Here is a 24,309-nt window from a genome sequence, read left to right on the forward strand (position 1 = left end):
ATTCAGCCTGCTTATGCAGGCTTTTTTGTTGGCACATGGCATCCAGACCTATGAACAAAAAATCTCAGATGCCGGAGGAATTAACAATTCTTTTTGATATATAGTTTATAGAATAAATTATTCTCTCACAGGAGCATTCCATGCAGATCGATCTCAGCCAGATGATTACCGAAGGGCGTAACCCCGCCAGCCAAAACATTGATGAGCTGACGACAGAAGCCATGCTGCGCGTGATCAATGATGAAGATAAAAAAGTGGCGCTGGCGGTAGAAGCCATCGTGCCGCAGATTGCGCAGGTGGTGGATGCGATTGCCGAGGCATTCAGTAAAGGTGGCCGTCTAATCTATTGTGGCGCGGGTACATCGGGTCGTTTGGGGATCCTGGATGCCAGCGAATGTCCACCGACTTTTGGCACGCCGCGCACGCAGGTTGTCGGGCTGATTGCCGGTGGCCACACCGCGATTTTGCAAGCGGTGGAAAACGCTGAAGACAATGTGGAGCAGGGCGCGCAGGATCTGCGGGATATCCAGTTTAATGCGAACGATGTGCTGGTGGGCATTGCTGCCAGCGGCCGCACGCCATACGTGCTGGGCACATTGGCGTATGCACGTCAGCAGGGCGCGTTTACGGCGGCCTTAACCTGTAATCCGAATAGCCCGATGTCGCAGGCCGCTGATGTGGCGCTCACGCCGGTAGTCGGCCCGGAAGTGGTTACCGGTTCATCACGTATGAAAGCCGGTACCGCCCAGAAGCTGGTACTGAATATGCTCACCACCGGCGCGATGATTCGCCGCGGCAAAGTGTATGGCAATTTGATGGTGGACGTTGAAGCGACTAATCAGAAGCTGGTGCAGCGCCAGGTGAATATCGTCAAACAAGCCACCGACTGTGATGATGTTACCGCGCAGCAGGCGCTGGCAGCATGTCAGGGGCATTGTAAAACCGCGATAGTGATGGTGTTGGCAGGATTAAATGCCGATGACGCGAAATCACTGCTGAATCAAAATCAGGGCTTTATTCGCAACGCATTACGTGACGCAGGAGCACAATGATGGCCGCCATCACTGAAGGTGTGGTACGCGACATTCTGCATGCGGTGGGCGGTGCCAACAACGTTGTGCAGTGCGGCAACTGCATGACGCGCCTGCGTTTGACGCTGGCCGATGCCGCGCGGGTGGATAGCGCGAAGCTCAAAATGCTGCCGGGCGTGCTGGGTGTGATTGATAGCGACGCGCAGTTGCAAATCGTACTGGGTCCCGGCAAAGCACAAACCGCCGCCGAGAAGATGCAGCTGCTGCTCAATACCGCGTCCCCCGGCGATCTGCACAGCATTGCCAGCGCGCAAAAGCAGCAGATGAAGGCGAAGCAGACCAGCGCACTGCACCGCTTTCTCGCCTGTTTCGCCACCATCTTTACGCCGCTGATCCCCGGATTTATCGGCGCGGGTTTACTGCTGGGTTTTGCCACGCTGATTGAGCAAATTTTCCACCTCAATCAGCCCGGCGAACATGCGCGCTGGCTGCTTGATAGCGTGGCGTATATGAAAGTCTTCGGTAAAGGGCTGTTCACCTTCCTGAGTATTTTGATCGGTTACAATGCGCAGAAAGCCTTTGGCGGAACCGGCGTAAACGGGGCCATTATTGCCTCGTTGTTTGTGCTGGGTTATGTGCCTGATGCGAAGGTTGGCTATTACAGTGGGATGCAAGATTTCTTCGGCATGGTGATCGATCCGCGCGGCAATATTATTGGCGTGCTGCTGGCGGCCATATTGGGTGCCTGGGTTGAAAAACAGCTGCGCAAAATCATTCCTGACAATCTCGATATGATTCTGACATCGTTGCTGACATTATTAATTACTGGTGCCGCCACCTTCCTGGTGATTATGCCGATTGGCGGCGAATTATTTAAAGGCATGTCGTGGTTATTCATTCATCTGAATAACAATCCGTTCGGCTGTGCCATTCTCGCCGGACTGTTTTTAATCGCGGTGATGTTCGGTATTCATCAGGGCTTTATTCCGGTCTATTTTGCGCTGATGGAAACCCAGGGTTTTAATTCGCTATTTCCCATATTGGCGATGGCCGGGGCGGGCCAGGTCGGCGCAGCGTTGGCGCTATGGTGCAAAGCAGATAAAAACTCACTGCTGCGAAAGCAGATCAAAGGCGCGATAGTGCCGGGTTTGCTTGGCGTTGGCGAACCGCTGATTTATGGCGTTACGCTGCCGCGACTTAAGCCGTTTATTACCGCCTGTTTTGGCGGCGCGCTGGGCGGCTTCTTTATTGGGCTGGTGGCCTGGCTGGGATTGCCGGTGGGCATGAATACCGTGTTTGGGCCGTCTGGCTTAGTGACATTGCCGCTAATGACTTCATCACAGGGCATTTTTGCCGGTATGGCGGTTTATCTTGCCGGGCTGATAGTGGCGTGGGTTGGCGGATTCGCCATTACCTGGTGGGCGGGCACCCGCAATGTCGATTTAAGTTAAACTCCACCCGATCCCGTAGGGTCGCCATTCATGGCGTAATGCCGACCAGTTAAGCACTGAGCGACTTTCGTTCGCCACAGGCTGGGGCAGTTTCAGTGCAGCCGTGCGGCGACCGAGAAGAGGGCGTCTGGCCACGCCCTCTTCACTCCGGGCCCTGCGCCAGCCCAACCCGCCGCTACGCGGTGCCTTCACTCGTTCACGATTCCTGACGGACCGGCGGCGATTCGCTCCTGCTCAGCGCCGCCTCTCACCGCATCCATGCGGCTCGCCCTTGAATCTTTCACTCGCTCAGCGGGTTAGGATGTCGCCTCAACACCCGCGCTGCTGCTGCAGTGCATTTTCAAACCGCATAATGGCTGCCTGTTTTGTAGGGGCGTCATTAATGACGACTTTTTCGATGCACGCACAATCGCGCTGACCTGAGCGCCATACATTGCGACCAAATTAAATGTGATGCTAATCACATTTTTGCACTCCATCGTATCGCTTACCCCGGCACTGACAGTTTTACGGGGTACGGACCATTTGTAAGTAAAGCATCAGGAATAAATAAAGGATTTATTAAGGGGATAGCAGATGAGCACTTAACTTTAAAATGGTATTAATTTATTTATATTATTTAACCAACCTCGCAAATATTTATCCATTATCACAATAAGTTATCCTTAATTCCTTTTTGCATCACTGGATAAAAAAGTCTATACCTACAGCCAATAAATCTATAACGACTCTCGATCTCCTTTTTTCGCTGCACCGTATTTCTTCACACAGTTGTTCTCGAATGAGATTGCTAACCGGGATTGGTATTAACCTGCCGTTTTATCCCCTCGCGATGAATTTAACGCTGTTGCAATAACAGCGTGGACGCTGCACGCCCACTGGAGGAAGTATGAGGTTTCAATTAAATCCTATCGCTTTAGGGATGTTGGCGGCGCAGTTGCTGTTCATTCCAGCAATGCAAAGTCAGGCTGTTACATTGGGGACTTACACACCGCAAGATAATGACAATCAAACCGGCAGTCTTATTGTCAATGGAGGCAGCCAAACCCTGACCGGTAACCAGGCGTTCACGGCCGGTAGCGATGGCGCGGTGACCACCACGCTCGGACAAGTGGCGATTACCTCAGGCGCGCAATATCTTAATCAGGATCGTCTCGATCCCGGTCCGCAAAACTTCGCCATCACTACACCCGATCCCGCCACCGGCACCAACAGTACCTTCCAGGTTTATAACTCGGCCAGTTTGGTTGCTCTGGCGCCCGTTAGCAGCGAGACCAGCGTGCCGGATGTGCAGAACGTCAATGATGGACAATACATTGATGCCCGCGTGGCAGATGTCACGGGCGGCGGCACGCTGGATGTGAATATCGGCCAGACCAATGCAGCCAGCAGCGCCGCCACTAACAGTTGGACGATGGCTGCCAAACAGACCGAACTGTTTACGGTCGGCGCGAACAGTACGGTGAACTGGAACAGCAATAATCGCATCAGCTTTTTTGGCTCAACCGCCACGCCAGACGGCACGGGATCGGCGACCAGCAGCTATCAGGTACAAAACCTTGCCACCTACAACGGTGCCTTCAATGTGCAAACGCTGGATGGCAAAAGCACCAGCTTCACTGTTACCAACGCCAGCCAACTGCAAAGCTACAACAACTGGCTGATAAGCCAATTGCAGTCGGGCAATCTCGATAAAACCCGCTATCTCACCGAATTTAACAAAGCCGTCACTTTCACCAATGCCAACATCGTTTACAACGTCAGCGCCACGCCACCGGATGAAGTCACCGAATCCATCGGCAATCGCATTGTGATTGAGGCCAATGGCAGCGGCGCGAAAGTGAACCTGGCCGCAGGCAAAACGCTGGAAGTGGTGGGCGCGACCGGCGGTGCGATCAGAGCCGCAAACGGCGCAGAAGCGGTGATTGATGGCAAACTGGCCAGCCGTGGCAGCGTCACCAATAACGGCACCGCGCTGGTATTAACCGATAACAGTACCGGCACCAATAACGGCGTGATCAACGGCGGTTTTCTTAATCGTCAGGATGGCACCGGCATTGGTTCAACCGGCTACGGCGCCAACGGCGTCTCCGTGCAAACGGGCAGTACTTTTAACAACAACGGCATTCTTAATCTCGCGACCACCGGCAGTAATTCGCAATATGGCGTCGCGGGAATCAATCTCGGTGCCAGCGCGACGGCGAATAACAGCGGCAATATTAATGTGGGTGTGAACGGTTCCAGCGCACGCGGCACCACCTCTGGCGTACTGCTTACCGATGCCACTGCCAGTTTTACCAATAACGCCAGCGGCAATATTTACATTGGGCGTGGGCCGCAAAACAGCGTGAGCGATGCGGTTGCGGACACGGCAATGAACCAGAGTGGCCTCACCAGCGGTATCGCCTTGGTCGCCAACGGCAACGCCGTGAACGACGGCAACATCACCATCGGGACAAAAACGCAAAACGCAGCGGGGATGTCGGCGACCGGCGCGAATAACGCCACCCTGATCAACCGCGGTGTGATCAATGTGAATGGTGCCGCAGCCACAATACCGCGTGAAAACGTCGGGATGCTGGTGACCAACAGCGGCGGGAACATTGATAACGCCGGCACCATTAATCTGAATGGCGTCAACGGCACCGGCTTGAAAGTGCTGGCGACCAACGGCAATAGCGCCAGCGCCACCTCAACCGGCACCATCAACGTGGCGGGAGGGGCCGATCCAGCCAGCGGCACGCGTAACTATGGCGTGTGGGTTGAGGGGCAAGGCGCGACGGGTAGCGCACAGGCCACAGTCGATGGCCCAATCAATCTCAGCGGCAATGGCGCGATTGGCGTGCATGCACGGGGTAACTCCACGGTGACGGTTGATCCAGCGGCGGTGCCGACCTTCTCCAGCGGCACCAATCAAATCGCGTTCTTCGCTTACGGCCCAAATGCGCTGATTAATGTACTGGGAAATAATCCGTTTGATGTGACGACGCAGAACTCCACGCTGTTCCGCGTTGAGCAGGGCGCGGACTTTAACGGTAACGCCTTGTCATTGATCGCCTCGGGTGCCGGTTCGACAGCGGTACTTGGCAGTGGCGCAGGCACAGATGTGAATACGGATGCGGCGGTAATTAACGTCAGCGGCACCGGCGCTAATGGCATCACCGTTGAAGGCGGAGCAAAAGGCGTCATTGATGCCGCCACCACCATGAATCTCACCGGTAGCAACGCGATTGGCGCGATTGTTGATGGGCAAAAACACGATATCTTTGGCAAAAACAGCGGCTCGCCGGTGGCCAGCACCAGCCTGAACTCCGCCGCATCACTCAATGCAGCGCAGAGCGGATTAACCGGTTATCTGGCACGTAATCGCGCGCAGTTGACCAACACCGGCGATATTACCTTCATCGGGGCCAATTCCACTGGCATTCGCGTGGAGAGCGGCGCAACCGGCACCAATAGCGGCAATATCAACATCAACGATGGCGGCACCGGCATCGCGGTGAACAGCAGCGGTAGCACCTCAGCCACCACCGCTAATAATACGGGCACGATTAACGTCAACGGCGGCAGCACCACCAGCCGCAGCCGTGGCGTCAGCGCCAGCGGTAATCGTGCGGTAGCGAACCTGAATGGCGGCACGCTGAATCTCAACGGTACGGGCGCGATCGGGGCGGAAGCGCTGAATGGCGCAGCGGTGAATATCGCCGCCGGTTCAGCGCCGATATTCAATAACACCGATCAAATTGCCTATCACGCAGCGGGCAGCGGATCACGCATCAGCTCAGCCACCAACGCTTTAGATATCAACAGCAGCGGCTCAACCGGCTATCGCATTGATGATGGGGCGACGCTGAGTTTTACCAATCCCACAACTATCTCTACCCGCGCCAGCGGTACGACCGGCGCGATTATTTCGGGCAGCGGCAGCAGCCTGAATAGCAGCAACGCCAACTTCACCGCCAGCGGTCAGGGCAGCACGGCGATCCGCGCGGAAGGCGGGGCTAACGCCACGCTGGATAGCGGCAGCAGCATTAATCTAAGCGGCAGCAACGCGGTTGGCGTACTGGTCAACAATCTGCGCACCGACCTGAGCAACGCGCTGGATGGCAGTGCAGCGGCCACCACTGTGACAAGCAATGGCAACGTGAGCGGTGCAGGGAACGGGGCGATAGGTTTTGATGTCACCAACGGTGCTCAACTGGTCAACACTGGCAATGTAAATCTTACTGGCAGTAACAACATCGGCATTCGCTCACGCGCGGGCAGCACGCTGACCAACAACGGCGTGGTGAATGTGGCAAACGGCACCGGGCTGGATGTGTCAGGCAGCGGCAGCACGCTGGCGAAAGGCGGTACCATTAACGTTGATAACGGCATCGCGGGCGTGCGCATCAGTGATGGCGCGCAACTGGCGCTGACCGGCAGCGACACGGTGATCACCACGCGCGGCGACGCGCACGGCATCTTGCTGGATAGCGGGGCGACAGCGCTGAGCGCCAGTGACGCTACGGTAAATGTGCTCGGCAGCGGAAATGGTATTGAGAACCGCGCTGAGCTTAGCAACGTAGGCCTGAGTAATCTCACCATTAACGTCGGCAACGGTAACGGTATTCGCACCGCGGTACCGTTCGACCCTGCCTCCACGGTGACCACCAATGTGTCCGGCAGTGGCACCGGCCTGAATATCGTTAATGCCGATGGCTCCACCACTAACGGCGATTTAACCCTGGGCTCCGGTTACCAGTTTAATGTTACTGGCGCAGGCGGCACTGGCATCCGTGCTAATACCACCGGCAATGTCACCACTGCCGCCAACGTCAATATTGATAATGCAGCAGGTGGATCGGCGCTGATTTCCAGCACCGCCGGCACCATCGTCAATACCGGCAACTTCACCTCCAACAGCCTGACATCGCCGGTGGTCGATTTACGCGGCGGTAAAACCATCTTCGAGAACCTCGGCACCATCACCACCGCCAGTCCACAAACCGTGGCGGTGGCGGGTAGCAACGCCGATGACGAAATCTTGCTGACCGAAGGGGCGGTGCAGGGCGATATCAATCCAGGCGGCGGATCGGATGTGTTCCGCTGGACCGGCGGCACGCTCAACGGCAGCCTGACCATGGGCAACGACAACAACAACCTGGCAGAGGTGAGCAACGTCGATCTCGGCACCACCTACCACCTCACCAGCGGTACCAGCACCGGCAACACCTTAAGCTTCAATAACATTGCATCACGCGGTGGCTCGTTCAGTACCGACGATCTTAGCAAAGGGGTGAATCTCGGCAGCGGCTGGAGCACCATCAACTTCAACAATTCACAGTGGACCTTGACCGACAACCTCAAGCTTGCGCACAGCGATATCAACATCGGCAGCGGTTCAACGCTGTATGCCGGTAACAATGTCAATCCAACGTTGGCGGGCGGCTCTGACAACTCGCTGGTGGTGAATAACGCCGGGATCATCGATCTAACCAATGGCAGCGGTTCGCCAGGTAATACGCTGAATATCGACGGCTCGCTCGCGTCACAAGGGGGTGAGGCGAATATAGCCACTAACCTGAATCAGGGCGGCGCGCTGAGTAATCAGTTCACCGACCACATCAATGTAGAAGGCGATGCCAGCGGCACGACTTTACTGAATGTGAAGCTGGATGCTGCCAGCACCGGTGCACTGACCGATGTTAACCGCTCCGGCGCTATCGATGCGTACGAAGGTATTTCTCTGGCGCAGGTGGCTGGCAGCGGCAGCGGTAGCAGCTTCGGCTTGCAGGGCGGATATCTGGCGGCGGGGCCGTGGCAGTATCAGCTTTACAGCTTCGCGCCGGGTGCCAGCGATCCTGGCCAGCGTTTAGTCAGCGGTACAGGCAACAATTACTGGGACTATCGACTGGCGAACACCTACGTGTGTCAGGGTGAAACCAGCTGTTCACCATTGGTCACCACGCCGTTTAGTTCTGCTCCACGGGTAAACAACAATGCGCGTCCGGCCGTGGTACCGCAGGTGCCATCTTACGTGTCTGCACCGGTTGGCCTGGCGTACTACACGGCGGCGATCATTGATGACTTGCATAAACGCTTGGGTGAACTGCGCCATGAACAAACCCGTCCGGAAGGCAAGGGGGGTGAAATGTTTGTGCGCTACATCGGCTCGAATCTTAAGTACAAAAGTGATCGCACGTTCCGGGATTATGGTTATGACTTTGACCTCGATTACAGCGCGGTGCAGATCGGCGGTAACCTGTTAAAACTCGACGGCGAGAAAGACAGTCTGCGTGGCGGTCTGGCCTATACGCGTGGCAATACCCGTCTGCGCCCACACGCTGCCGATGGCTACAGCAGCACCACCTTCGACAGCGACAGTCTGGCATTTTACGGCACCTGGCAGCGCCAGAACGGCTTCTATCTGGATGGCGTATTGTCATTCGACTGGCATCGTGGTGAAACTGACATTGCGCGTAAGCAAGAGGTGGCAAAGCTGAAAGGTCACGGCTGGACGGCCTCGCTGGAGAGCGGTTATCCGTTTGAGTTGGGCGAGGGTTATAAGCTGGAGCCGCAGGCGCAGTTAATGTACATGAAGCTCAACATGAACGACTTGGTTGATGAAGATGGTAATCAGGTGCGCTATAGCAACTACAACCAAACGATCGGTCGTTTAGGCGCGAGACTGGATCGCACCTGGACCGACGAAAGCAATCGTCAATACACGCCATATCTGCGCGCCAACTATTACAAAGGTTGGGGTGGCACAGCGAAGACCTCGGTGTCATCGGTGGATAATCCGGCATTTAATGCGAGCTTCGAGAGCGGTCACTTTGGTCAAATGTGGGAAGTGGGCGCGGGTGGCACCGCCACCTTGCAAAAGGACGTGTCGTTGTATGCTGAAGCTGATTATCGCAAAGAGATTGACGGCAACGGCGCCAGAGGATGGCGTTATAACGTGGGCGTTCGCTGGCAGTTCTGATTTGCCGGCGCCCTTCACGCTGCAGCGGCGTTGGCTGCACCTCCTCACCCCGGTTACATAGTAAACTATGCTCCCGGGGCTGATTTCCCGGTGCCATTCGCGCTGCAGCTGCGTTGGCTGCACCTCCTCACCCCGGTCACATAGTAAACTATGCTCCCGGGGCTGAGTCGGCTTGCCGCCTTGCTGCAACGTGAATGGCTTTGGGAAATCTCGTGTAGAGCGCTTAAATTAAAAGATGGATCTGTTTTAATCTAAAACCGCGTTAATTAATTCTTGAATGCTTAAAAAATGTGAAAGCCGCTGCATAGCGGCTTTTTTATTGTGGTTAATTTGAAATGGACGCTAAAGCCAGGCCATCGCAGTGCCGAAAAGGTAAAAAACCGTTATCAATTTTTTTCTTTTAGCCTGCTTCTGGCAAGGACACACACATGCGTAACAACCAGCCCGTCACTCAGCGCGAATTCGCCTTTGCCGATGACGCCACACTGATGTCGACCACCGATCTTAGCAGCCACATCACTTACGCGAACGACGCCTTTATTGAAGTCAGCGGCTTTAGCCCGGAAGAGGTGAATGGCCAACCGCATAACATGGTGCGCCATCCCGATATGCCACCTGAAGCCTTTGCCGATATGTGGTCGACCCTCAAGCAGGGCGAGCCGTGGACGGCGCTGGTGAAAAACCGTCGTAAAAATGGCGATCACTACTGGGTGCGGGCCAACGCCATTCCGGTGGTGCGCGAGGGCAACGTTCAGGGCTTTATGTCGGTGCGCACCAAGCCGTCAGCCGAGGAAGTACGACAAACTGAAGCGCTCTACCGCGATTTCCGCGAAGGCCGCGCGAAAGGGCGTCGCTTTCATAAAGGATTGATTGTCGGTACCGGCTGGCGTCGCATGGGATCGATGCTAAAAACCCTGCCGCTGCGCTGGCGTATTCGCTCAACCTTGCTCACGCTGCTGCCGCTCTCGGTGCTGGGCGTTTGGTCGTTGGGCATGGCACCGCTGGCGATGGGCTGCTTTGCCGGCGGCATGGCGGCTATTTTGCTGTTGGCGAGCCTGTGGCTCGAACAGCAAATTTCGCGTCCAATGGAACGCATGTGCCGCCAGGCGTTAAGCGTGGCGACCGGTGCTAGCCATAAAGTGGAACAGATTGATCGCGTCGATGAGATTGGCGTCACGCTGCGCGCCATCGGCCAGCTGGGTCTGATGTTTCGCTGGCTGGTGGATGATGTTAGCGGCCAGGCCATTAACGTTCTTGGCGCCAGCGATGCCATTGCGCGCAGCAACGACGAACTGAGCCGCCGTACCGAACAGGCCGCTGCCAATGTGCAGCAAACGGCCGCAACCATGAACGAAATGACGGCGACGGTGAAGAGCAACACCGAAACGGCCAAAGAGGTGAATGGTCTATCGGAAAACACCAGCTTTGCGGCAATTAAAGGCGGCGAGGTGATGAAGGAGATGATGGGCATGATGGCCGAAATCGCCGATAGCTCGAAGCGCATCGCCAACATTACCAGCGTAATTGACGGCATCGCCTTCCAGACCAATATTCTGGCGCTGAACGCGGCGGTAGAAGCGGCGCGTGCCGGCGAGCAAGGCAAAGGATTCGCGGTGGTGGCCGGTGAAGTACGCAGCCTGGCGCAGCGTAGCGCCAAAGCCGCCAGTGAAATCAAACATCTGGTGGAAACCAGCGCTAATCGCGTGCAGTCGGGTAGCGATCACGCCGATGCGGCCGGGCAAACCATGCAGGAGATTGTCGACCAGGTGCAGAATGTCACTGCCTTGATCGCGCAAATCAGCGGTGCCACTGCTGAACAGGCCATCGCGCTGACGCAGGTCAGCACGGCGGTTGAGGACCTGGACGATATCACCCATCAAAATGCTGCCCGTGTGGCCGAAAGTGCCGAGGCGTCGGGCCGCATGACGCATCAGGCTAATCGCCTGGTAGAAGCGATTAGCGTATTTCGTTGATACTTATCGAATTTCCCGCTCGGCGCGCAGTGCGCCGGGTGGCGTGCCGACAATACGTTTAAACGCGCGGCTAAACGCTGCCAGTGATCCGTAACCGAGGTGGAAGGCAACGCTTTCCACCGCTTCGCCCTCATTGACGATACGTTCCACCGCCAGCCGCATGCGCAGTTCGGTCAGATAGCGCAGCGGCGTCATGCCGGTTGCCGTCTGGAAGCGCGCGGCAAACACCGAACGTGAGCTGCCGGATTCACGCGCCAGCCGTTCCACCGTCCAGTTTTCACCCGGTGCGCGATGCATCGCTGCCATCGCCAGGCTGAGACGCGGATCGCGCAGCGCCTGCACCAATCCACTGCCTTTACCGCAGCCATTCTCCACCCAGCCACGCACAATCTGTGCCGCCACCACATCTGCCAGCCGTGACAAAATCCCGGCGAAACCGGCTTTGCGCTGGCGCGTTTCGCGCTCCATCGCATCGAGAATGGGCTGAATCTCCGGGTACTGCGCCAGAAGTGTGCTGACCAACATGACATCTGGCATGGTATGCACCAGCGGCTGCATGCCGCCCAATTCAAATGCCATGCAAGCGCTGAACAGAATCACATCGCTATTATCCGGGCAGAGCTCTGTGCTGTCGTCGATGGCGCAGACGCTGGCGCAAATCGGCCGACTATTAAAGGTCGAGATGGGTTCGCACATCGCCTCTTCGCTGGAGATCAGCGCGTGTGGCTTGCCGTGGGGGATCAGCAACGCATCGCCGGCCTGGAGCGGATAGATCACGCCTGACGCTGAGCGGATCAGTAACGATCCGCGCCCAACAAAATGCAGTTGCGCACGGCCTGGCGCATCGTCATATTGCAGGCCAAAAGGCGCATGCAGTGCAATGCGCTGATATTTGACGCCATAAAGGCGCATGCCCATTAGCAATTCACTGGTCAGATCTTCATAGCGGCTCATATCAATCCAGACGAATAATCAAAAAACAAAGTTTCTGCATCATAGATCGTCTTATGATCAGTCACTATGCTTAACGCTAAATATTTTGTGATGGGGATCACAGATGAGCCTGGATACTGAAATAGTCGAAACACCCTTAGAAGTGGACAAACCGGCGTGGGGCGCCGTATTTGCCATGGCGTTTGGCGTGTTCGGCCTGATTACCGCAGAATTTCTGCCGGTAAGCTTGCTGACGCCGATTGCCGACACGCTGCATATTAGCGAAGGGCAGGCGGGACAAACCGTTACCGTCACCGCGCTGGTGGCGCTGCTGACCAGTTTGGTGATCGGCAATGTGACGCGTCAGCTCGATCGCCGCTTAGTGATGCTGGCGTTTACCTTATTGCTGATTGCTTCTGCGCTGCTGGTGGCCTTTGCCGAGAATTTGCCGATGATTCTGCTGGCCCGTGTGCTGCTGGGCATTGCGATTGGTGGCTTCTGGACGCTTTCCACGGCGATTACCATGCGTCTGGTGCCGAGCGATCAGGTGCCGCGTGCGCTCTCTATCGTGTTTAGCGGTATTTCGTTGGCGACCATTATTGCTGCACCGCTCGGAAGCTATCTGGGTGGCATTATCGGCTGGCGTAACATCTTCATACTGACGGCCGCGCTCGGCGTGCTGGCACTGTTGTGGCAGTTCTTCACGCTGCCCGCGATGCCGCCGGTCAATAAAGCGCGCAGCGGTGGCGTGTTGGATCTGCTACGTAAAAGCGTGATGCGTTGGGGCATGTTGGCGGTGATCATGATGTTTACCGGCCACTTCGCCTTCTTTACTTACCTGCGTCCGTTCCTCGAAGGCACAGCGCAGCTCAACGTTAATCAGCTGTCGCTGGTGCTACTGGCGTTTGGCGTGGCGAATTTCTTCGGTACGTCGCTGGCCGGTTATCTGGTAACGCGCAGCGTATCGTTGACGCTAACGGCGATGGCGCTGGTAATGAGCGTGACGGCGCTGCTGCTGGTGAGTTTTGGCGATGTGTCGTGGCTGGTGGCGGCGGGTGTCGCGCTGTGGGGCCTGGCGTTTGGTTCGATGCCTACCGGTTGGTCAACGTGGATTTCCCGCGCGGTGCCGGACGATGCGGAATCGGGCGGCGGTTTACTGGTCGCCACCATTCAGTTGGCAATCACCGCCGGTGCCGCCGCCGGTGGCTGGATGTTTGATCTGCAAGGTGCAGGCGGCGTATTCCTCGCTAGCGGTGTGCTGATGCTGCTCGCTGCCATCACCATCTTCACCCGCGTACGTCATCACGGTTAATAACGGCCAGGTCGCCATAAATGGCGTTCCTACCACACCGTCAGGTCGCCATTTATGGCGACCTGATTGATAGCCGCATGAATTTTTATAAACACCTATCACAGCCATTTATCCTGCCTTGTAACTAAATGTCAGTTTTTTAACCGTTTGTATAAAGGTTAATCCAAACGTGCTATTTACGTTCAAAATAATCGAACAACTACGGCAAATCTCTCCGCTTTTTACTGATCAATTCTGCGCCTATTATATCTCTCAACAAGGCGATGACGCCTTACTCAATCAAACGTACATTAAGGAATTGACCATGAAATCTATCAAAACTTTTGCTGCTGTTGTTGCTCTTACCGTTCTGCCATTCGCTAGCTTTGCACAAAGCATCACTGCAACAGCTTCAACGCTGGATGGTGCAGAAGCGCAAATCGCTGCTCAGGCGCACGAAGCTGGTGCTTCCTATAAAGTGACCGAAGCCAACTTCAACAACGGCGTGCACATGACTGCTGAACTGACCAAATAAGTTGCGTTAACGTTCTGTGCTGACAGGGTGCCTTTGGGCGCCCTGGCGGCGTTTGTCAGCGGATAAAATCCTGTCACTCCTCCTCCGAAATGATTACTATTCTCAAACAATAAAACCCTTTGTCGGCTCGCCTTGAGCTGTCTTTTTACCATTGGTTGTAATGTCGAGCTTTCACTTCACTGCCATCAGGCGGTGTTTTTGCTATGGAGAAGTTATGAAGGCGAATAAAAAATCGTGGGCGCTGCGTCCACTGCTGCTGGCAACGGCGCTGTTCTCAACCTCTGCGGTCATGGCGGCGGAGTCTCAGCCGTTGAACCAGGTGATCTCAAAAGGTGCTTACGAGCTGGCGTTCAGCAACAGCGATAACGCGCTGTTCCTCGCGACCGCACAGAGCACAACCGACAAAAAAGGCGGCACCGTTTATCGCCTCGATCCGCAGGATCTGGCGGTGAAGCAAACCATCAACACCGATCTGCCGACTTTTGGCGCGGCGATTAATCAGAAAACCCATATTCTCTATCTCGGCAACACGCGCGATGCTGCACTGACCGCAGTGGATGCGACCAGCGGCAAAGTGATCAACACGCTGGTGCTGGATGGCCGCAAGCGGAGCGAAAGCGTGCGTCCGCTGCAGCCGCGCCAGCTGGCCGTCGATCCGGCCACCGATCGCGTTTATATCACTGGGCTTGGTGAGCAGAGCGTGGTGTGGGTGGTGGATGGCAAAACCCTGAAACTGATCAGCACCGTGCCGAACACCGGCAAAATGGGCACCGGTTTGGCGATCGATTCTGCCGCGCAGAAACTCTACGTCACCAATGCGGATAACGAGCTGGTAACCATCAATACGCGCCTGAACGCGATTGAAAAGCGCCAAAAAATTGAGGGCGATAAAGAGCACTTCTTCCTCAATATCTCGCTGGATACTCAAGGCCATCGCGCGTTCCTCAGCGACTCTAAACAAGCACAGGTGCTGGTGTTGGATACCCGCACGCAGCAGGTGATCCACAAGATCGATGTACCGGAATCGCTAGCGGTATTGTTCAATGCCGATCGTGATGAGCTGTATGTCACCCACCGTAAAGCCGGCGAAATCAGCATCATCGACGCCAGTAGCTACAAAGTGAAACGCACAGTGAAAGCACCAGGCCTGCCAAACAGCCTGGCGCTGTCTGCTGATGGCAAAACCCTGTATGTCAGCATCAAACAGCCGGGTTCACGCAAAGAACCGCCGAAGAATCCGGATAGCGTTCTTCGTATCGCCTTATAAGCGGTAATAGTCTGAATTAGTGGGCGGCTTGTGCCGCCCTCTGCATTTCCGCACTTCACACAGCCAATTTTCCCCGCACATACGCTACCTTGTAGAGCAACAACACCATAAGAGAGGACGCTATGAGCCAGTTTTTTATGCACGAAAAAAACGATCTGGTGAACCAGGCCATCGAAGGGATTTTACTCAGTACGCCGTGGCATAACCTCAGTCGCCTCGATCTCGGTGATGAGATTCGGGTGGTGGTGCGTTCGGACTGGGATAAGAGCAAAGTGGCGCTGATCTCGGGTGGCGGTTCCGGTCATGAACCGGCCCATGCCGGATTTGTCGGGAAGGGCATGCTGACGGCCGCAGTGTGCGGCGATATTTTTGCTTCGCCAAGTGTCGATGCGGTGCTGAATGCCATTGTGAACGTCACCGGCGACGCCGGTTGCCTGCTGATTGTGAAAAACTACACCGGCGACCGCCTCAACTTTGGTCTGGCGGCCGAGAAAGCCAAAAACCTGGGCTACAAGGTTGAGTTGGTGATGGTGCAGGATGATATCGCGCTGCCAGAAAACCCGCAGCCGCGCGGCATTGCCGGAACCGTGCTGGTACACAAAATCGCTGGCTTTGCGGCAGAGCAGGGACAATCGCTGGATGAAGTGAAAGCGCTGGCGCAGCGCGCGATTGATGCCACATCGTCAATCGGTTTGGCTTTTGGCACCTGTCATGTGCCAGGCGAAAAACGTGATGAACGCGTCGAGCCGGGGCACAGCGAACTTGGCATGGGCATTCATGGCGAACCGGGCGTGGTGACGCTTGATACGCAAAACAGCCGCCAAATCACCAGCATCATGTCCGACAAACTGGCGCAGGCGCTGCCCGACGGCAAGCAGGCGCTGTTGTTGATCAACAATCTGGGCGGCTTCTCGCAGCTGGAGCTGGCGCTGTTAACGCGCGAAGTCTTGCAGTCGCCGCTGGCGGCGCGCATCACGCATCTGATTGGCCCGGCGACGCTGGTCAGCGCGCTGGATATGAAAGGTTTCTCGCTCTCGCTGCTGGCACTGGAAGAGCCGTTTCTGGCCGCCTTAAACGCACCGGTTCAGGTGCTGGGTTGGGTGCCGGTGTATGACTTTGCGCCGATCAGCCTGCAACGTGCCGAGAAAATCGGTAGCGTGCTGGATTTTGATGCGTCAGAAAATGCCGATGTGGCAACGATTATCGAGAACGTCACGCAGACGCTGATCGATCTGGAAAGTGAGCTGAACGCGTTGGATGCCAAAGTGGGCGACGGCGATACCGGTTCAACCTTTGCCGCCGGGGCGAAGAAGATTCAGCGCGGCCTGCGTGATAAACAGCTGCCGCTGAATGAGCTGCCCACCTTACTGGCGCTGATTGGCGAGCAACTGGCCACGGTGATGGGCGGATCGAGTGGCGTGTTGATGTCGATTCTGTTCACCAGCGCCGGTCAGCAGTTGGAAGAGGGCCGCGCGCTGCCGCAGGCGCTGATGCACGGGCTGGAACGCATGAAGCATTATGGCGGCGCTCAGCCGGGCCATCGTACGTTGGTGGATGCACTGCAACCGGCGCTGGAAGCGCTAGTGGCGGGTGAGTCGCTGGTGGCGGCGGCAGACGCGGCTCAACAAGGCGCGGATGCGACTGCGCAGATGCAGAGCGCCAAAGCGGGACGCTCGGCCTATCTGAATCAGCAAAGTCTGGATGGGGTGAAAGATCCCGGCGCGTATGCGATTGAGACGGTGTTTGCGGTGTTGGCGCGTTGATGAAGCTGTAGCCAGGTCGCCATTAATGGCGACCCTACGATGTAGGGTGCGCATTCATGCGCACCGTTCCAATGGACGCAGAATGGGTTAACGCATTCATGCGCACCGTTTCAATGGACGCAGAATGGGTTAACGCATTCATGCGCACCGTTTCAACATCCGCACCTTATTCCGCCGCTTCGCGCATCATCTCGTCGTGCGGGATATCATTCAGAATCTGCTCGAAACTGCGCAGACGTTTGTAGATCGACATTAGTTCCACCAGTGTCGACCACGAGGTGATGAGATACTGGAATGACGAACGCACCTGGTCAAACACGTTATTGATCTGGTTCATCAAACCTAACGTAATCGATGCGGTAACGATCGAAGGTAATAGTAAAAACAGGCCAAACAGGTTATCGACCTGCAAATAGAGAATGCGGGTGATGTTGAAGTACAGGTAATGAAAATAGAGGCGGAAATAGTTATAGCGTACGCGGCTGAACAACTCGGCTACCGTTGGTGGTGCCGCACGATCGGCATTATCTTCACCGTACACCAGCTCTTTACGGTATGCCGCTTCAACCCGTTGATTACGGAACTCCAGCCCCGGTAATTTGATGCCTACCAGCGCCAGCAAACCGGTGCCAAATATCGACCACAGCAGCGCAGCAATCACCAATGCATAAGGCAGGTTGCCCAGAATCGGCACCTCTTTTACGTGGGGCGATAGCGCAACCAGCACCGGCAAGAAAGCCACCAGCGTCATAATTGCCTGGATAAAATTAACGCCCCAATCTTCAAGCGTGCTGGCAAAACGCATGGTGTCTTCCTGCACACGCTGCGCCGCACCTTCAATGTGACGCAATCGCTGCCAGTTGTGCATATAGTAGTTGTTCATGGCCGTTCGCCAGCGGAATATCCAGTGGCTGATAAAGAACGAACTCATCACGCCAATCACCACCGCAATCAGCGCAATGCCGAGGAAAGCGGTGAGCTGATGGTAAAAATCGTCAATGGTCACGGCATTCGCTTTGCTCAGCGCTTTCTGAATCATGTCGCCAAACGGATTATACCAGGCGTTAATCGCCACGCTCACCTGGACGCTGAACCACGTAATAAAGATGATTAATGCGGCTCCCCATACCGACCAGCGCTGCCACGGATGGTTATCGATCACCCGCCACGCAAGGCCAAAGATACCGGCAACAATCCAGTAATAAGCATAAAACCACAGTTGGCTGGCGTGAATGAAACGGCTGGCATTAGTCGGTAAGGGCTGCTGCATGGCCGCCTGCAACGCAGGCCAGCGTGCTGGGAAGTCACTGAAATAGCCAAACCACGCAAATATTGCTAACAAACTCCAAATCGCAGCTGAGCTGAAAAACAGCGTTGGCCGCGGAAAAAAGGACTTAAACATAGGCACTCCGCTGTTGAGTAAATGATTTTATAACGCTTTTATCATTCTTTGTCTGTTTTGAGACGTTTCTTGCAGTAACAAGGCGAATCAGTACCAGAAGATGATGTTAATGAATTTGTGCTTATTTGTATCTGTGAGCTAAATCTTTAGATGTTGAAGTGTTAAACTAACGCGCATTGTTACCGGTAACAGTCACATTTCTGCCCCGTAACAGCAAAAAAATCATTACCAGGCTTGTAGTTAACGTTTATTCCGCGCCTTGTGCGGATAGAGGCAATGTCATGTCAGAACAAAAAAATGGTCACACTCGCAGAGACTTTCTGCTGAGAACCATCACCCTGGCGCCGGCAATGGCGGTGGGCAGTACGGCGATGGGCGCACTGGTGGCACCGATGGCCGCCGGGGCAGCAGAGCAAGATTCGTCATCACAACAGGCGCGCAGCTACCAGCCAAACTGGTTCACCGCCGAAGAGTTTGCCTTTATCACTGCGGCCGTGGCGCGCCTGATCCCCAGCGATGAACGCGGTCCTGGCGCACTTGAAGCCGGCGTGCCGGAGTTTATCGATCGCCAAATGAACACGCCGTATGCCACCGGTTACAACTGGTATATGCAAGGCCCGTTCAATCCCGATCTGCCTAAAGAGTTGGGTTATCAGCTGCCGCTGGTGCCGCAACAGATCTACCGTCTCGGCCTTGCCGATGCCGATGGCTGGAGCAAAAAACAGCACGGCAAAGTGTTCGCTGAATTGACAGGCGAACAGCAGGACGCGCTGCTCACGGCTTTTGAAAGCGGTAGCGCTGAGTTCCCGCAGCTGCCGGCAAAAACCTTCTTCTCTTTCCTGCTGCAGAATACCCGTGAAGGTTACTTCAGCGATCCAATCCACGGCGGCAATCAAGGCATGGTGGGCTGGAAGCTAATTGGCTTCCCTGGCGCACGTGCTGACTTTATGGATTGGGTGGAACGCGGTGAACGTTATCCGTTCCCGTCAGTGGATATTCGCGGGGAGAGGACGTAAGCGTGGCAAATGAATTGAAAAAAGTAGATGCGGTAGTCGTCGGTTTCGGCTGGGCGGGCGCCATCATGGCGAAAGAGCTGACCGAAGCGGGCCTGAATGTGGTCGCGCTGGAGCGCGGTCCGCATCGCGATACCTATCCGGATGGATCGTATCCGCAATCGATTGATGAACTGACCTATAACATCCGCAAAAAGCTGTTCCAGGATCTGTCGAAAAGCACCGTGACCATCCGTCACGATGCGTCGCAGACCGCTGTGCCGTATCGTCAGCTGGCGGCATTCCTGCCGGGCACCGGCACCGGCGGCGCAGGGCTGCACTGGTCAGGCGTGCATTTCCGCGTTGACCCGGTAGAACTCAACCTGCGCAGCCACTACGAGCAGCGTTACGGTAAAAACTTCATCCCGGAAGGCATGACGATTCAGGATTTCGGCGTCAATTATGACGAACTGGAACCGTTCTTCGATCAGGCCGAGAAAGTGTTCGGCACTTCGGGCAGCGCCTGGTCAATCAAAGGCAAGCTGCTGGGCAAAGAGAAGGGCGGCAACCCCTACGCGCCAGACCGTTCCAGCGACTTCCCGTTGCCGGCACAAAAGCGCACCTACTCGGCGCAGCTGTTCGCGCAGGCGGCGGAATCGGTGGGATATCATCCTTATGATATGCCATCTGCCAACACCTCTGGCCCGTACACCAACACCTACGGCGCACAGATGGGCCCGTGCAACTTCTGCGGTTTCTGCAGCGGTTACGCCTGCTACATGTATTCCAAAGCGTCGCCGAACGTCAACATCCTGCCGGCGCTGCGTCAGGAGCCGAAGTTCGAGCTGCGCAACAACGCTTACGTGCTGCGCGTTAATCTGACTGACGATAAAAAGCGCGCCACCGGCGTGACCTATCTTGATGGTCAGGGCCGTGAAGTGGTGCAGCCGGCGGATCTGGTGATCCTGTCGGCGTTCCAGTTCCACAACGTGCATTTGATGCTGCTGTCCGGCATCGGCAAGCCGTATAACCCGATTTCCAACGAAGGTGTGGTGGGCCGTAACTTTGCCTACCAGAACATCTCGACGTTGAAAGCGCTGTTCGATAAAAACACCACCACCAACCCGTTTATCGGTGCTGGTGGTGCAGGTGTGGCGGTGGATGATTTCAACGCCGATAACTTCGATCACGGCCCGCACGGTTTCGTCGGCGGTTCGCCATTCTGGGTGAATCAGGCCGGTACTAAGCCGATCTCCGGTTTGCCGACGCCGAAAGGCACGCCAAACTGGGGCAGCCAGTGGAAAGCCGCAGTAGCGGATACCTACAACCATCACATCTCGATGGATGCGCACGGCGCGCATCAGTCTTATCGCGCCAACTATCTCGATCTCGATCCGAACTACAAAGATGCCTACGGCCAGCCGCTGCTGCGTATGACCTTTGACTGGCAGGATAACGACATCAAGATGGCGCAGTTCATGATCGGCAAGATGCGCAAAATCACCGAAGCGATGAACCCGAAAATGATCATCGGCGGCGCGAAAGGGCCGGGCACGCACTTCGATACTACCGTGTATCAAACCACGCACATGAGCGGCGGGGCGATCATGGGTGAAGACCCGAAAACCAGCGCAGTGAACCGTTATCTGCAGAGCTGGGATGTGTCTAACGTGTTTGTGCCAGGCGCTTCGGCGTTCCCGCAGGGACTCGGCTACAACCCGACCGGCATGGTCGCCGCGTTGACCTATTGGTCAGCCAAAGCGATTCGTGAACAGTATCTGAAAAACCCCGGCCCGCTGGTACAGGCATAAGGAACACGGCGATGATCAAAAGCATTTTAGCCCTGTTTCTGGGCACGATGACGTTCGCCGCAGTGGCGGACGAAGCAGGTTCGGACGCGTTGGTGAAGCGCGGTGAGTATCTGGCGCGTGCAGGTGACTGCGTGGCGTGTCACAGCGCGCAAGGCGGCCAGCCGTTTGCCGGTGGACTGCCAATGGCAACGCCGATCGGCACCATTTATTCCACCAACATCACGCCGGACAAAGCGACCGGTATTGGTGACTACAGCTACGATGACTTCCAGAAAGCGGTACGTCACGGCGTAGCGAAAAATGGCGACACGCTCTATCCGGCGATGCCCTATCCGTCGTACGCGGTGGTCAGCGATGACGACATGAAGGCGCTGTATGCCTACTTCATGCACGGCGTGCAGCCGGTGGCGCAGGCCAATAAAGAGAGCGACATTCCGTGGCCGCTGTCGATGCGTTGGCCGCTTTCGATCTGGCGCGGCATCTTTGCGCCGGACGTAAAAGCGTTCCAGCCAGCAGCACAGGAAGATCCGCAACTGGCACGCGGTCGCTATCTGGTGGAAGGCCTCGGTCACTGTGGCGCCTGCCACACGCCGCGCAGCATCACCATGCAGGAAAAAGCGCTTAACAACGACGAGGGCAATAACTATCTCGCCGGCAGCAGCGCGCCAATTGATGGCTGGACCGCCAGCAATCTGCGTGGCGACAACCGCGATGGTTTAGGCCGCTGGAGTGAAGACGATCTCAAGCAGTTCCTGCGCTTTGGCCGCAACGATCACACCGCCGTGTTTGGTGGCATGACCGATGTGGTGCAGCACAGCCTGCAATATCTGAACGATGAGGATATCAGCGCGATTGCTAAGTATCTGAAATCACTCGGTGCGAAAGATCCAAATCAGGCGGTGTTTAAGCAGGATGATGCGGTCGCGAAAGCGTTGTGGAAAGGTGACGACAGCCAGCCAGGCGCATCGACTTACGTCGATAGCTGTGCGGCGTGCCACAAAACCGACGGCAGCGGTTATCAGCGCTTCTATCCAGCGCTGCGCGGCAATCCGGTGGTGATGGCAGATGATCCGACCTCGCTGATTCATATTGTGTTGGTCGGCGGCACCTTGCCAGGCGTGCAAGGCGCACCAACGGCGATCACCATGCCGGCATTCGGCTGGCGCATGAACGATCAGCAGGTGGCGGATGTAGTGAACTTTATCCGTGGCAGCTGGGGCAATGGTGTGAAGTCGAGCGTATCTGCTAAGGATGTGGCGGAATTACGTAAAGACGAAACCGTGCAGTCGAAACAGGGCAGTGCGGATATTAAGGTGTTAGAGGGGCAGTAAATGTGAGTTGGTGCGGTTTGTGAACCGGTCGGCATGAATGCCGACCCTACAAAACCGCACCGCACATGTAGGGTGCGCATTCATGCGCACCTGGATCCTCAAATATTCTCCAAATCCATCCCCCGGGTTTTCGGCCCGTAAATTCCCACCGACAGCATCACAATCAACATGCTCAGCACGATAAAGGCGATCACGCCCTGGCTGCCGGCATACTGCAAAATAATGCCAATCAAAATACTGCTGAACACCGTCGACAGGCGGCTGAACGAGTAGCAGAAGCCCACCGCGCGGGCGCGAATGTGCGTTGGGAAAATCTCGGTCTGATAAGCGTGATAGCTGAAGGTTAGCCATGCATTGCTGTAGGTGATCAGGAAACCGCAGATGATCATCAGCACCGGATTCGTCATAAACGCAAACAGCGTGCCGAACACTACCGTCATCAGCGATGAAAATACGATTTGCCATTTGTTCTCGAGTTTATCGGCGTAGCGGCTGCAAATCAGCGAGCCGAGCGGGTAGGCCAGCGTAATGAAAAACGCATACAGCAGGCTGTGCGTAACGGTAGCGCCTTTGCCCGACAGCAGCGCCGGCAGCCAGTTGCCGAAGCCAAAGAAGCCAATTGCCTGGAAGAAGTTCATCACCACCAGCATCAGCGTGCGCTTGCGATACGCCGGAGCCCAAATCTCACTGAAGCGGCCATGTTTAGGTTGGCTCGCTGCCTGCTGTCCCCCATCCCGGCTTTCCCCCACCAGTGGGGGAAGAGGAGAAGAGATACCACAGCGTTTTTCCATCGCACTCAGCACCTGATGCGCTTCCTGATGGCGCCCTTGCTGCGCTAGCCAGCGCGCCGATTCCGGCAGGTTTTTACGAATCAGCCAGATCACCAGCGAGCAGACCGCACCGGCAATCACTACCCAGCGCCAGCCTTCAAGGCTGAGGATGGTTTGCGGTACCAGCCACCACGACATCAGTGCCACCGTCGGTACCGACAGGAACTGGATAAAGAACGAGTAGGCGAACGCGCGGCTGCGCAGATGCGCCGGCACCCATTCGGAAAGATAGGTGTCGATAGTTACCAGCTCGACGCCAAGGCCAATCCCCACCAGGAAGCGGAACAGGATGATCATCTCCGCGCTCTGCTGGAACGCCATTAGCAGCGAAAATGCGCCGTACCATGCCAGCGCGCACATAAAGGTGAGGCGGCGGCCAAAGCGGTCGGCGTAAGGTGCCAGCAGGCTGGCGCCGACAAACAGACCGAGGAAAGTGGCGGAGGCAAATGCGGCCTGATCGGCGATGCCGAACACACCCGCAGAACCGGTATGAAACACGCCCGCCGCAACCAGGCCGGAGCTGATGTAGCCGGTTTCAAACAGGTCGTAGAGCTCAAAGAAGCCGCCCAGCGCCAATAGCGTGATAAAACGCCATAAGCCGGCGGATGAGGGCAGCGCATCTATGCGCCCGGCTAAGGTGCGGCGATCCGCGCTCATGTGATCGTTCGCCATCCCTGTCGACGTGATGGTTGTCATTGTTATGTAAACCTCGGTGTTTGCAAAACTCGCTGA

The 24,309-nt window shown here is 56.0% G+C and carries 14 protein-coding genes; 11 read left to right on the plus strand and 3 right to left on the minus strand.

Annotation, left to right across the window (positions count from 1 at the left end; all coding sequences use genetic code 11):
• Positions 1 to 140 precede the first annotated feature (140 nt).
• From murQ to AC6I8K_RS01910, 4 genes are all read left to right on the plus strand, one after another.
• A complete protein-coding gene (gene murQ / locus AC6I8K_RS01895; protein ID WP_497826144.1) occupies positions 141 to 1,052 on the plus strand; it encodes an N-acetylmuramic acid 6-phosphate etherase in 912 nt (303 codons plus the stop codon).
• Positions 1,052 to 2,482 (plus strand): PTS N-acetylmuramic acid transporter subunit IIBC, encoded by a 1,431-nt coding sequence (gene murP, locus AC6I8K_RS01900; protein ID WP_497827214.1) that lies wholly within the window; start codon positions 1,052 to 1,054, stop codon positions 2,480 to 2,482. Before murQ ends, murP begins: the two co-directional genes overlap by 1 nt.
• Before the next feature lie 889 nt (positions 2,483 to 3,371).
• Positions 3,372 to 9,449: an autotransporter outer membrane beta-barrel domain-containing protein gene (locus AC6I8K_RS01905; protein WP_497826145.1), complete on the plus strand. Its 6,078-nt coding sequence runs from the start codon at positions 3,372 to 3,374 to the stop codon at positions 9,447 to 9,449.
• Positions 9,450 to 9,877: 428 nt separating this feature from the next.
• On the plus strand, positions 9,878 to 11,422 hold the full coding sequence (locus AC6I8K_RS01910) for a methyl-accepting chemotaxis protein (RefSeq protein WP_064737873.1): 1,545 nt from the start codon (positions 9,878 to 9,880) through the stop codon (positions 11,420 to 11,422).
• A 3-nt stretch (positions 11,423 to 11,425) separates the two neighbouring features.
• Here the strand turns inward: AC6I8K_RS01910 and AC6I8K_RS01915 are convergent, their stop codons facing one another.
• Entirely contained in the window at positions 11,426 to 12,376 is a 951-nt protein-coding gene (locus AC6I8K_RS01915; RefSeq protein WP_064737872.1) for a cupin domain-containing protein, read from the minus strand.
• 103 nt (positions 12,377 to 12,479) lie between these two features.
• Here AC6I8K_RS01915 and AC6I8K_RS01920 point away from each other — a divergent pair, with 103 nt between their 5' ends.
• The 4 genes from AC6I8K_RS01920 (at position 12,480) to AC6I8K_RS01935 (ending at position 17,211) form a co-directional block, all read left to right on the plus strand.
• Complete coding sequence (locus tag AC6I8K_RS01920) at positions 12,480 to 13,667, plus strand: MFS transporter (protein WP_483816668.1); 1,188 nt, start codon at positions 12,480 to 12,482, stop codon at positions 13,665 to 13,667.
• Positions 13,668 to 13,971: 304 nt separating this feature from the next.
• A complete protein-coding gene (locus tag AC6I8K_RS01925) occupies positions 13,972 to 14,181 on the plus strand; it encodes a YdgH/BhsA/McbA family protein (RefSeq protein WP_007888545.1) in 210 nt (69 codons plus the stop codon).
• A 214-nt stretch (positions 14,182 to 14,395) separates the two neighbouring features.
• Positions 14,396 to 15,448: a 7-bladed beta-propeller protein YncE gene (yncE, locus tag AC6I8K_RS01930; protein ID WP_497826146.1), complete on the plus strand. Its 1,053-nt coding sequence runs from the start codon at positions 14,396 to 14,398 to the stop codon at positions 15,446 to 15,448.
• A 122-nt stretch (positions 15,449 to 15,570) separates the two neighbouring features.
• The gene (locus tag AC6I8K_RS01935) at positions 15,571 to 17,211 is read left to right on the plus strand and encodes a dihydroxyacetone kinase subunit DhaK (protein ID WP_497826147.1); all 1,641 of its coding nucleotides are present in this window, start codon (positions 15,571 to 15,573) and stop codon (positions 17,209 to 17,211) included.
• A 166-nt stretch (positions 17,212 to 17,377) separates the two neighbouring features.
• Here AC6I8K_RS01935 and sbmA read toward each other — a convergent pair whose 3' ends face one another.
• Positions 17,378 to 18,613 carry a peptide antibiotic transporter SbmA gene (gene sbmA / locus AC6I8K_RS01940; RefSeq protein ID WP_483816671.1) on the minus strand — a complete coding sequence of 412 codons (1,236 nt, stop codon included), beginning with the start codon at positions 18,611 to 18,613 and terminating at the stop codon, positions 17,378 to 17,380.
• A 281-nt stretch (positions 18,614 to 18,894) separates the two neighbouring features.
• Here sbmA and AC6I8K_RS01945 point away from each other — a divergent pair, with 281 nt between their 5' ends.
• From AC6I8K_RS01945 to AC6I8K_RS01955, 3 genes are read left to right on the plus strand one after another with little or no spacing between them, the layout of a single operon-like run.
• Complete coding sequence (locus AC6I8K_RS01945; protein ID WP_497826148.1) at positions 18,895 to 19,629, plus strand: gluconate 2-dehydrogenase subunit 3 family protein; 735 nt, start codon at positions 18,895 to 18,897, stop codon at positions 19,627 to 19,629.
• A 2-nt stretch (positions 19,630 to 19,631) separates the two neighbouring features.
• Positions 19,632 to 21,416, plus strand: coding sequence for a GMC family oxidoreductase (locus AC6I8K_RS01950; protein WP_497826149.1), 1,785 nt, complete (start codon positions 19,632 to 19,634; stop codon positions 21,414 to 21,416).
• An 11-nt stretch (positions 21,417 to 21,427) separates the two neighbouring features.
• Entirely contained in the window at positions 21,428 to 22,747 is a 1,320-nt protein-coding gene (locus AC6I8K_RS01955; protein ID WP_064737865.1) for a c-type cytochrome, read from the plus strand.
• Between the two features lie 98 nt (positions 22,748 to 22,845).
• On the opposite strand, the gene AC6I8K_RS01960 is transcribed toward AC6I8K_RS01955, so the two are convergent.
• The gene (locus AC6I8K_RS01960) at positions 22,846 to 24,273 is read right to left on the minus strand and encodes an MFS transporter (RefSeq protein WP_497826150.1); all 1,428 of its coding nucleotides are present in this window, start codon (positions 24,271 to 24,273) and stop codon (positions 22,846 to 22,848) included.
• Between the last annotated feature and the right edge of the window lie 36 nt (positions 24,274 to 24,309).

The sequence above is a fragment of the Pantoea sp. X-Soil-ISGK-421 genome (genome assembly GCF_059730785.1).

What these genes read in the sequence shown, in the direction of transcription:
- yncE (WP_497826146.1), top strand. Translation starts at nt 14,396, where the DNA reads ATGAAGGCGAATAAAAAATCGTGGGCGCTGCGTCCACTGCTGCTGGCA.
- AC6I8K_RS01955 (WP_064737865.1), top strand. Translation starts at nt 21,428, where the DNA reads ATGATCAAAAGCATTTTAGCCCTGTTTCTGGGCACGATGACGTTCGCC.
- sbmA (WP_483816671.1), bottom strand. Translation starts at nt 18,613, where the DNA reads ATGTTTAAGTCCTTTTTTCCGCGGCCAACGCTGTTTTTCAGCTCAGCT.
- murQ (WP_497826144.1), top strand. Translation starts at nt 141, where the DNA reads ATGCAGATCGATCTCAGCCAGATGATTACCGAAGGGCGTAACCCCGCC.
- AC6I8K_RS01925 (WP_007888545.1), top strand. Translation starts at nt 13,972, where the DNA reads ATGAAATCTATCAAAACTTTTGCTGCTGTTGTTGCTCTTACCGTTCTG.
- AC6I8K_RS01915 (WP_064737872.1), bottom strand. Translation starts at nt 12,376, where the DNA reads ATGAGCCGCTATGAAGATCTGACCAGTGAATTGCTAATGGGCATGCGC.
- murP (WP_497827214.1), top strand. Translation starts at nt 1,052, where the DNA reads ATGGCCGCCATCACTGAAGGTGTGGTACGCGACATTCTGCATGCGGTG.
- AC6I8K_RS01935 (WP_497826147.1), top strand. Translation starts at nt 15,571, where the DNA reads ATGAGCCAGTTTTTTATGCACGAAAAAAACGATCTGGTGAACCAGGCC.
- AC6I8K_RS01910 (WP_064737873.1), top strand. Translation starts at nt 9,878, where the DNA reads ATGCGTAACAACCAGCCCGTCACTCAGCGCGAATTCGCCTTTGCCGAT.
- AC6I8K_RS01920 (WP_483816668.1), top strand. Translation starts at nt 12,480, where the DNA reads ATGAGCCTGGATACTGAAATAGTCGAAACACCCTTAGAAGTGGACAAA.
- AC6I8K_RS01905 (WP_497826145.1), top strand. Translation starts at nt 3,372, where the DNA reads ATGAGGTTTCAATTAAATCCTATCGCTTTAGGGATGTTGGCGGCGCAG.
- AC6I8K_RS01960 (WP_497826150.1), bottom strand. Translation starts at nt 24,273, where the DNA reads ATGACAACCATCACGTCGACAGGGATGGCGAACGATCACATGAGCGCG.
- AC6I8K_RS01945 (WP_497826148.1), top strand. Translation starts at nt 18,895, where the DNA reads ATGTCAGAACAAAAAAATGGTCACACTCGCAGAGACTTTCTGCTGAGA.